This is a genomic window from Kitasatospora sp. NPDC043949 (genome assembly GCF_056435365.1).
This window is the reverse complement of sequence record NZ_JBWKEQ010000017.1, coordinates 110,098-118,235: the sequence shown is the minus strand read 5'-3', so window position 1 is coordinate 118,235 and position 8,138 is coordinate 110,098. Positions and strand designations below refer to the sequence as shown.

Genomic DNA, 8,138 nt, shown 5'->3' with positions numbered 1-8,138 from the left:
TGCCTGGTGGGTGTTTCAGGCCTTTCGGTTGTTCGATCGTCCTGTGGTTCCCTCCCGGGCCTTCTGGTGATGGGTCCGACGCATGGTGCCCCCCCCCCCCCCCCCCCGGACGGCCGGGTCAGACGATCCGGGACAGGTACCCGTTGTCGACCAGCCAGAGCACGTTCAGCTTGGCCGGGCCGCCGGGCAGCAGGCTCGCGTCGAGCTGGTACTGCAGGCCCCAGCCGGGCTGGCCGAACCACGGGGCGATCGGGCCGGCGTGCACCTTGAAGGGCTTGACCACCTTGTAGTCGTGGTAGTTGCAGCCCGCCGGCGGGGTGCCGTCGAGGCTCTGCGGCGGGATGGAGCGGGTGGAGTAGGGCAGTCCCTCGGGGGCGAGGAAGGCGCCGTACTCGCTGCCGTAGCGGTCGATGTTCTGGTTCGGGTAGAGCGTGAGATCGAACTCGACCGGGGTGCCGTCGGGCAGGGTGACGTAGCCGTCGGACGGCGGGTAGATCCAGCCGCCGGCGCCGTTGTTGCCGGCCGGGTCGTAGTAGGTGGTGAGGAACTGCTGCTCGCTCAGGGAGCCGGTGCGCTGGTACCCGACGAGTTCCCTGCCGACCCGGCCGGTGGTGGGCAGGTCGGCGGGGCCGAGCCGCTTGTCACCCTGGTAGAAGTCGGCGGAGCACTCGTCGGAGGGCGTGGCGGCCCGGGCGGAGGTGCCCGCGGTGGCGGTGTCGGCCGCGGCGGCCGGGATGCTCGGGGCGATCAGGGCGGCGGCCGCGGCGAGTGGCGCGACGAGCAGGCGAAGGCGAAGGCGCACGGTGTCTCCGTCGTGAGGGGGGTCGCACGGAGGGGGCGTCCTGCTCACCCTCCGTGTCCGTTTCGGCACCAGGCAAGCGGATCAGCTGATCATCCGTCAACACGACTTGGCCGAAGGCGCACCGAATTCCCCGGTTCCGGCCAACCCCCGGACGCCGGACCGGTTCACCCGAAAGAATGAACGGTTCGGCACCGGCCGGACACTCCGGACGGCCGGCCCCGTCAGCGCCCCGTCAGCGCCCCGGCGCGACCCGCCCGACCAGGTGGAGCAGCCGGTCGAGGGCGTCCTTGGAGTTGGGCTCGGTGAGGTTGACCATGAGCCGGAACGCCACCTTCAGCAGCGCCGGGTGGCCGAGCCCGGCGGCGCCGGCCGCGCCGAGCAGCCTGGGCCGGCCGAGCAGGTCGGCGGCGAGGCGGCCGAGCGCGAAGTAGCCGGCGTAGGCGGAGCGCAGCGCCTGCGGGTAGGCGCGCAGGGCCAGTTCGCGGCCGCGGTCGGTGCGCCGGGCGAGGGCCTGGACGATGGTCTCGGCGGCGTAGCGGCCGGATTCCATCGCGTAGGCGATGCCTTCGCCGGTGCCGGGGCTGACCGTGCCGCCGGCGTCACCGATGAGCAACAGGCCGTCGGCGTAGTGGGGTTGGCGGTTGAGGCCCATCGGGAGGGCGGAGCCGCGGACGGGCTCGGTGACGGCGTCGGGGGTGTAGCCGTACGCGGGGGGCAGGTTGTCGCACCAGCGGCGGAGCAGGTCGCGCCAGTCGAGGTCGACGTGGGCGGTGTCGAGGACCCCGAGGCCGACGTTGGCGGTGCCGTCGCCCATGCCGAACACCCAGGCGTAGCCGGGCAGCAGGCGGCGGGCGGGGTCGCCCGGGTCGCGCAGGTCGAGCCAGGCCTCCAGGTAGCGGTCCTGGTGGCGGGGGGTGGTGAAGTAGGTGCGGTAGGCGACGCCCATGGCGCGGTCGGTGCGGCGGTAGCGCTTCATCGCGACGGAGAGGCGGGTGGAGTTGCCGTCGGCGGCGACCACGACCGGCGCCTGGTAGCTGACGGGCCGGCGTTCGTCGCCGAGCTTCGCGGTGACACCGGTGATCCGGCCGCTCCGCTCGTCCACCAACGGGCCCGCCACGTTGGCCCGTTCGATCAGCCGGGCGCCGGCCGAGGCGGCCCGGCGGGCGAGCAGTTCGTCGAAGTCGGCGCGCCGGCGGACGAGTCCGTGGCCGGGGTAGGCGGACAGCTCGGGCCAGTCGAACTCCAGCGCGCGCCGGCCCGAGATCAGCCGCAGCCCCTGGTTGTGCAGCCAGCCGGCCTGCTCGGAGACGTCGATGCCGAGGTCGGTCAACTGCTTGACGGCGCGCGGGGTGAGGCCGTCGCCGCAGACCTTCTCGCGCGGGAACGCGGACTTCTCCAGCAGCAGGACGTCCAGGCCGGTGCGGGCGAGGTGGTAGGCGGCGGTGGAGCCGGCCGGGCCTGCGCCGACCACGATGACGTCGGCGTTCTCCTCGGTCCGGGCGGGCCGGGGGGCCCGGCCGCCGTCTGCGGGCACCTGCTGCTCTGGGCCGGGCATCACGCACTCCCACGGGGTCGGATCGACTGCGGGCCCGCCGGGGCCGCAGGGCTGCCCGGACGGACTCGGACAGGGTCATTCGGACAGGTTGTTCGGACGGGGCCATTCGGACGCGGCCGGACTCGGCGGTCCGAGACGGACGATAGAGAACCACGGCACCCGCCCGCCGCCCCGACACGCGGGCCCGCCCCGATGACCGGTCAATACCGGCCACGGGGGCGGCTGCGCGGTCACCCGCCGGGTCGGGGCCCGCCGTTGACCACCGCGCCGGAGACGGGGCCCGGCCCGTCGGCGGGCCGCCGTCCGACACGCTCCCCCGGGAGACCACGGAGCCCCTGCCTCCGACGGCGGTGTCGGACGGCAGGGGCTCCGTGGAACTGCCACCGGCGGCGTCAGGGGTTGAGCGCCAGCACCACGTAGGCGGCCAGCACGGCGAGGTGCACGGCGCCCTGGAGCGGGGTGGCCCGGCGCGGGATGACCGTCAGGGTGCCGAGCACGATGGTCAGGGTCAGCAGCACCATGTGCGCCGGGCCGAGGCCGAGGACGAGCGGGCCGGAGAGCCAGGAGGAGGCGATCGCGACGGCCGGGATGGTCAGGCCGATGCTGGCGAGCGCCGAGCCGAGGGCCAGGTTGAGGCTGGTCTGCAACCGGTTGCGCAGGGCCGCGCGCAGCGCCGCGATGGTCTCCGGCAGCAGGACGAGCAGGGCGATCACGACGCCGACGACGGAGTGCGGCAGTCCGGCGTCGTCCACGGCGGACTCGATGGTCGGCGAGACGCCCTTGGCGAGGCCGACCACGGAGACCAGGGCCACGCCGAGCAGCAGCAGGCTGATCCAGGCGGCCCTGGCGGTCGGCGGCGCGGCGTGATCCTCCTCGTCGAGCACCCGGCCCTCGGGGGTGACCGGCAGGAAGTAGTCCCGGTGCCGGAAGGTCAGGGTGGTCACGAACAGCCCGTACAGCACGATCGAGGCGGTGGCCGCGAAGACCAGCTGGGTGGTGGAGAACTGCGGGCCCGGGGAGCTGGTGGTGAAGGTCGGCAGCACCAGGCTGAGGGTCGCCAGGGTGCCGATGCAGGCGAGCGCGGCGCCGGTGCCCTCGGCGTTGAAGACGGCGGTCCGGTACTTGATCGCGGCGACCAGGATGGACAGGCCGAGGATGCCGTTGCAGGTGATCATCACGGCGGCGAACACGGTGTCCCGGGCCAGGGTGGCGGACTTGGAGCCGCCGTCGGCCATCAGCGTCACGATCAGCGCGACCTCGATCACGGTGACCGCCACCGCGAGCACGAGCGATCCGAAGGGTTCCCCGACCCGGTGCGCGATCACCTCGGCGTGGTGCACGGCGGCGAGCACGGCGCCGGCCAGGAAGCAGGCGACGACGCCCACCACCCAACCGGGCAGGTCCCGGTGCCAGGTCAGGGCGAGGACGACGAACGACACCACCGGAACGACGACGGTCCATTGCGCGGCGGCCGCGCGGAGCTTCGTGATCATGCCGCCGAGCATCCCAGACCGGGGGCCGCCCACCCGGTTGCCCGCGCCGGGATACGTAGGGATGTGGTACAACTCATCCCGTTTTGCCCGCTCACCCGCCGTAGTCGGCGAGGTACCGAAGCACCTTGTCGACGTGCGGGCGGACCCGTTCCGGGACGCCTCCGGCGGCCGCCACGGTCTTGTCGCTGGTCCGGTAGGCGGCGGTCACCAGGGCCGGCAGGTCGCGGGTGAGGCCCCGGTGCTTGAGCTGCTGGTCCAGCCAGCAGACGTAGTTGCCCATCGCGGCGATCGCGTCGCCCGGATCCAGGTAGGACTTGGGGCCGTCGTGGGCCGCGGCCTTCGCCCAGGCGTCGAAGACGGCGGGCGTCCACATGGCGATGCCGTACTCGCCGGTCTCGGGGCGGGCCGCGTTCGGGTCGAAGCCGCTCTCGGCCTTGAGCATCGCGGCCAGCAGCGCCGGGGTGATCTCGGGCTCGGGGCAGCGCCGGGCGGCGACCTCGATCATGCCGCGGTAGGCCACCGGGACGTCGGAGCCGGCCGGGATCGCGCCGGGCGGCGGGGGCGCGGCCGGGCGGGCGGCCGACCCCACGGCGGGTACTGCCGCGCCATGCTCCGCGGCCTCCGGCTCGGGGGCCCCGGTCAGGGCGAGGACGGCGGCGGCGCAGGCCAGCAGGCCGGTGGCGGCCCGCAGGGCGCCGCCGCGGCGGCAGGCCGGACGCGCGCCGGCCCGGGCGACCAGCGCGGCGAGGTCGGCGCGGGCCCGCTCCTCCCGCCCGGGGGCCAGGCAGGCGGTGACCACGGCCCGCCAGGGCCCGGGCAGCGCCTCGTCCAGCCGCAGCGGCGCCGCGCCGCGCGCGTACGCCTGGGCGGCCAGCGAGCGGGCCCGGGCGGTGGCACCGAGGAACGGGTGCAGGCCGCCGGTGAGCACCTGGTGGGCGATCACCCCGAAGGCCCAGATGTCGGCGCTGGGGCGCACCGCGACGCCGCGCGCGCCGGTGCGCTCGGACCACCACTCGGGCGGGACGTGGTCGGGCGAGCCGAGCGGCGGCGTGTAGGCGTGGGTGCCCTCCAGTTCGGCGGTGAGGCCGAAGTCCGCGATCTTGGCGGTGCCGTCGGGCATCAGCAGGATGTTGGCCGGTTTGAGATCCCCGTGCACCCAGCCGCCCCGGTGCATGTGGGTGAGCCCGGCGCAGACCTCGGTGAGGACGCGTCCGGCGCCGGGCACCGGGGTGCCGGGGCGGGCGGCGGCGAGGACGTCCTGGAGGCTGCGGGCGGCGCGTTCCATCACCAGGGCGACGGCGCCGTCCAGGCCGGGGTGGGCCGGGTCGTCGACGACCGTCACGGCGAGGGTGCGGATCAGGTGGGGGTGGTCCGCGCGGCGGCTGAAGCGCATCTCGCTGCGGGCGACCTCCGTCATGGTCCGCCGCTGGCCGGGGCTGAGCCGGGCGGGGCTGAGCAGTTTGACGGCGGCCGGGGCACCGTCGGGGCCTTCGGCCGCGTACACGCTGCCCCAGGCGCCGGCCCCGAGGTAGGCGCCGGTGCGGTAGCCCGCGAGCCGGTAGCCGGCCGGTACCTCGAACTGCTGGTCCGGCGGGGGCTGGTCCTTCTCCGGCACCCACTGCTCGGACGCCGGCTCGTCGGGCGGCTGCCCGTCGGGCGCCTGGCCGGCGGGCCTCACGGTCGGGCGGCCGGGCGCCGGGGCGGGAGCAGGGCCAGGTGCTCCTCCCGGACGAGGTCGAACTTCAGCGCCAGGGCCGCGAGTTCCTCGCGCTTGCCGCCGCCGGGGCCGTCCTCGTAGGGCTCGCGCAGCCGCAGCTTCGTCCACACCAGGTAGTCGATGTGGTAGTTGACCGCCGAGCGGGTCAGCCCGTGGCAGGAGGGCAGGGCGCGCAGCCGGGCCAGCACCTCCGTCACACCGGGGACGACGGCGGCGGAGGGCGAGCGCAGCCGGGGCTCGCAGAGCGCGAGCAGCACCAGGAAGTACTTGGCGGTCGGGTCGAGGGCGAACGGGCTGACGGTGAGTTCGCCGCCGACGCCGCCGGGCCGGCCCGCCAGGTAGGCGTGCTGCGGGGCGAAGACCTTGAACCAGGCGGGTTCGCCGAGGGCGGGCAGCAGCACCCGGGAGAACTCGAACGGCACGGGCGCGCCGAGCCGGCCGGGCGCCACCTTGACGTGCTCGCCCGCGCCCTCCAGGTTTTCCACCACGTAGGTGGCGGAGGTGCTGAAGTTGGACAGCCGCCAGTAGTCCTCGGCGGCGGTGACCTCCCCCGCGCGCCGGGAGACGCCCTGGTCGGGCAGGGGGATGGGGGCCGGACGGCCGGGCTCGCCGCGCCCGAACGCCGCGGCCTCGCCGGGGCCCATCCGCAGCAGGCCGGGCGGTTCGCCGGGTGCCATCACGGGCTCCCGGTCGGGCAGTTGCACGATGACCGTGTCCACGCCGACACCTCCGTGGTTCGGGTCGATGCTAACGGCCCGATTCGCCCCGACGGCAGTTCGCCACTCGGACGAGTGAAGGGACACCGCCAACCCGACCCGGGCGTCGCCGAGTTGCCCCCGGGCCGCCCACCTGTCGGTCCGTCGACCGTTCGACGGGTGGTTGCAGCACGTAGTTGAATGGTCACCTTGAGTGTGACGCAACACACACACGGCATGTCCACGTTCTATGCAAGACTCATCTCAAGGAGTGAGATCCCCTTAATTTCCAAGGAGGTTCATATCATGCGCGCTCGGATCGCAGCTGTGACGATGATGGTGGCAGGGATAGCAGGCCTGGCGGCCGGACCGGCCATCGCGGCCCCGGCGACGACCGAGAACGAAGCGGTGGCCTGCGCCTCCGTGCTCAACAAGCCCTGCATCTCGCACCAGCACGACGGTGAGGGCTTCTTCGGCGTCGCCCAGGTCTCCGCCGACCCGCGCCAGTTGACGATGGTTCAGGTCGAGGTGCGGACCCAGAAGGCCTGGGGCAGCCCGTGGGAGACGATCGCCTCCGCGACCACCGTGCGCCTGGGCTCCGCGAAGGCGGTCACCCCGCGCGTCGTCACCACCGACCTGCGGATCATCTGCGCCACCGCCGGCCCGGCACTGGAGGCGACCCAGCAGGTCACCACCTGCACCAACCCGTTCTGACGGACCCCGCCGCTCCACCAGCACCGGGGCCCTCGATCGACCCGACCCACCCCATCCGCCGGGGCGCCCGCGCCCCGGCTCCAGGGCCGGCCGCCAGCGCACCCGGCGGCCGGCCCGTCGGCATGCGGCGCCCTCGCAGGTCGGCTCCCGGCGGTCCGGGGCCGGCAGAGCGGCTCCGACCAGGGCCCGAGTGGACCTGGGGCACCCGTTCACGGCAAACTGGTCTAGACCTCAAGGGTCTAGACCAAGCACCCGGCTCAGAACGGTGGACCAGTATGGAAATCGTGATCGTCCCTGACGCCTCAGCGGCCGGCGAACTCATCGCCGCGGCGATCACCGATCTGCTGACCGGCAAGCCCGAGGCCCTGCTCGGCGTGGCGACCGGCTCGACGCCGCTGCCGATCTACCAGGCCCTCGCCGAGCGGGTCCGCGACGGCCGGCTCGACGCCTCCCGGGCGCGCATCTGCCAGCTCGACGAGTACGTCGGCCTGCCCGCCGGCCACCCCGAGTCCTACCGTTCGGTGGTGCTGCGCGAGGTCGTCGAGCCGCTGGGCCTGACCGAGGACTCCTTCCTCGGCCCGGACGGCAACGCGACGGACATCGCCGCGGCGGCCACCGCCTACGACCGCGCGCTGGCCGCGGCCGGCGGCGTGGACCTCCAGCTGCTCGGCATCGGCACCGACGGCCACATCGGCTTCAACGAGCCCTGCTCCTCGCTGGCCTCCCGGACCCGGATCAAGACGCTCACCCGGCAGACCCGGGAGGACAACGCCCGGTTCTTCGACAGCCTCGACGAGGTCCCGCACCACGTCATCACCCAGGGCATCGGGACCATCCTGGAGGCGCGCCACCTCGTCCTGCTCGCCACCGGCGAGGCCAAGGCCGAGGCCGTCGCCCTCTCCGTCGAGGGCCCGCTGTCCGCCGCCGTCCCCGCCTCAGCGCTGCAGTTCCACCCGCACGCCACCGTGGTGGTCGACGAGGCCGCCGCCTCCGGCCTCAAGCTCGCCGACTACTTCCGCGACACCTACGCCGCCAAGCCGGCCTGGCAGAAGCTCTGAGGTCGGCGGGGGGGGGGGGGGGGGGGGGGGGGGGGGGGGGGGGGGGGGGGGGGGGAGAGGGGGCGGGGGGGGGGGGGGGGGGGGGGGGGGGGGGGGGGGGTGGA

General features: G+C 74.5%; 7 protein-coding genes. 2 read left to right on the top strand and 5 right to left on the bottom strand.

The genetic code is table 11. The features are described from left to right. Window positions 1-118 precede the first annotated feature (118 nt). The 5 genes from AC07AL_RS16635 to AC07AL_RS16615 all read right to left on the bottom strand — a co-directional run bounded on the left by AC07AL_RS16635 (window position 119) and on the right by AC07AL_RS16615 (window position 6,286). A complete protein-coding gene (locus AC07AL_RS16635) occupies window positions 119-802 on the bottom strand; it encodes a TNT domain-containing protein (protein ID WP_363586440.1) in 684 nt (227 codons plus the stop codon). A 232-nt stretch (window positions 803-1,034) separates the two neighbouring features. Continuing rightward, window positions 1,035-2,357, bottom strand: a complete 1,323-nt coding sequence (locus tag AC07AL_RS16630) for a geranylgeranyl reductase family protein (protein WP_363586441.1) — start codon at window positions 2,355-2,357, stop codon at window positions 1,035-1,037. 392 nt (window positions 2,358-2,749) lie between these two features. Then, window positions 2,750-3,850, bottom strand: a complete 1,101-nt coding sequence (locus AC07AL_RS16625) for a calcium:cation antiporter (RefSeq protein WP_400985010.1) — start codon at window positions 3,848-3,850, stop codon at window positions 2,750-2,752. Window positions 3,851-3,941: 91 nt separating this feature from the next. Then, complete coding sequence (locus tag AC07AL_RS16620; protein ID WP_478317707.1) at window positions 3,942-5,528, bottom strand: protein kinase domain-containing protein; 1,587 nt, start codon at window positions 5,526-5,528, stop codon at window positions 3,942-3,944. Beyond that, complete coding sequence (locus AC07AL_RS16615; RefSeq protein WP_478317706.1) at window positions 5,525-6,286, bottom strand: serine/threonine protein kinase; 762 nt, start codon at window positions 6,284-6,286, stop codon at window positions 5,525-5,527. Before AC07AL_RS16615 ends, AC07AL_RS16620 begins: the two co-directional genes overlap by 4 nt. Window positions 6,287-6,568: 282 nt before the next feature. Here AC07AL_RS16615 and AC07AL_RS16610 point away from each other — a divergent pair, with 282 nt between their 5' ends. Then, complete coding sequence (locus tag AC07AL_RS16610) at window positions 6,569-6,976, top strand: hypothetical protein (protein ID WP_363630528.1); 408 nt, start codon at window positions 6,569-6,571, stop codon at window positions 6,974-6,976. 275 nt (window positions 6,977-7,251) lie between these two features. Continuing rightward, window positions 7,252-8,034 carry a glucosamine-6-phosphate deaminase gene (locus AC07AL_RS16605; protein WP_478317705.1) on the top strand — a complete coding sequence of 261 codons (783 nt, stop codon included), beginning with the start codon at window positions 7,252-7,254 and terminating at the stop codon, window positions 8,032-8,034. Window positions 8,035-8,138: the final 104 nt, after the last annotated feature.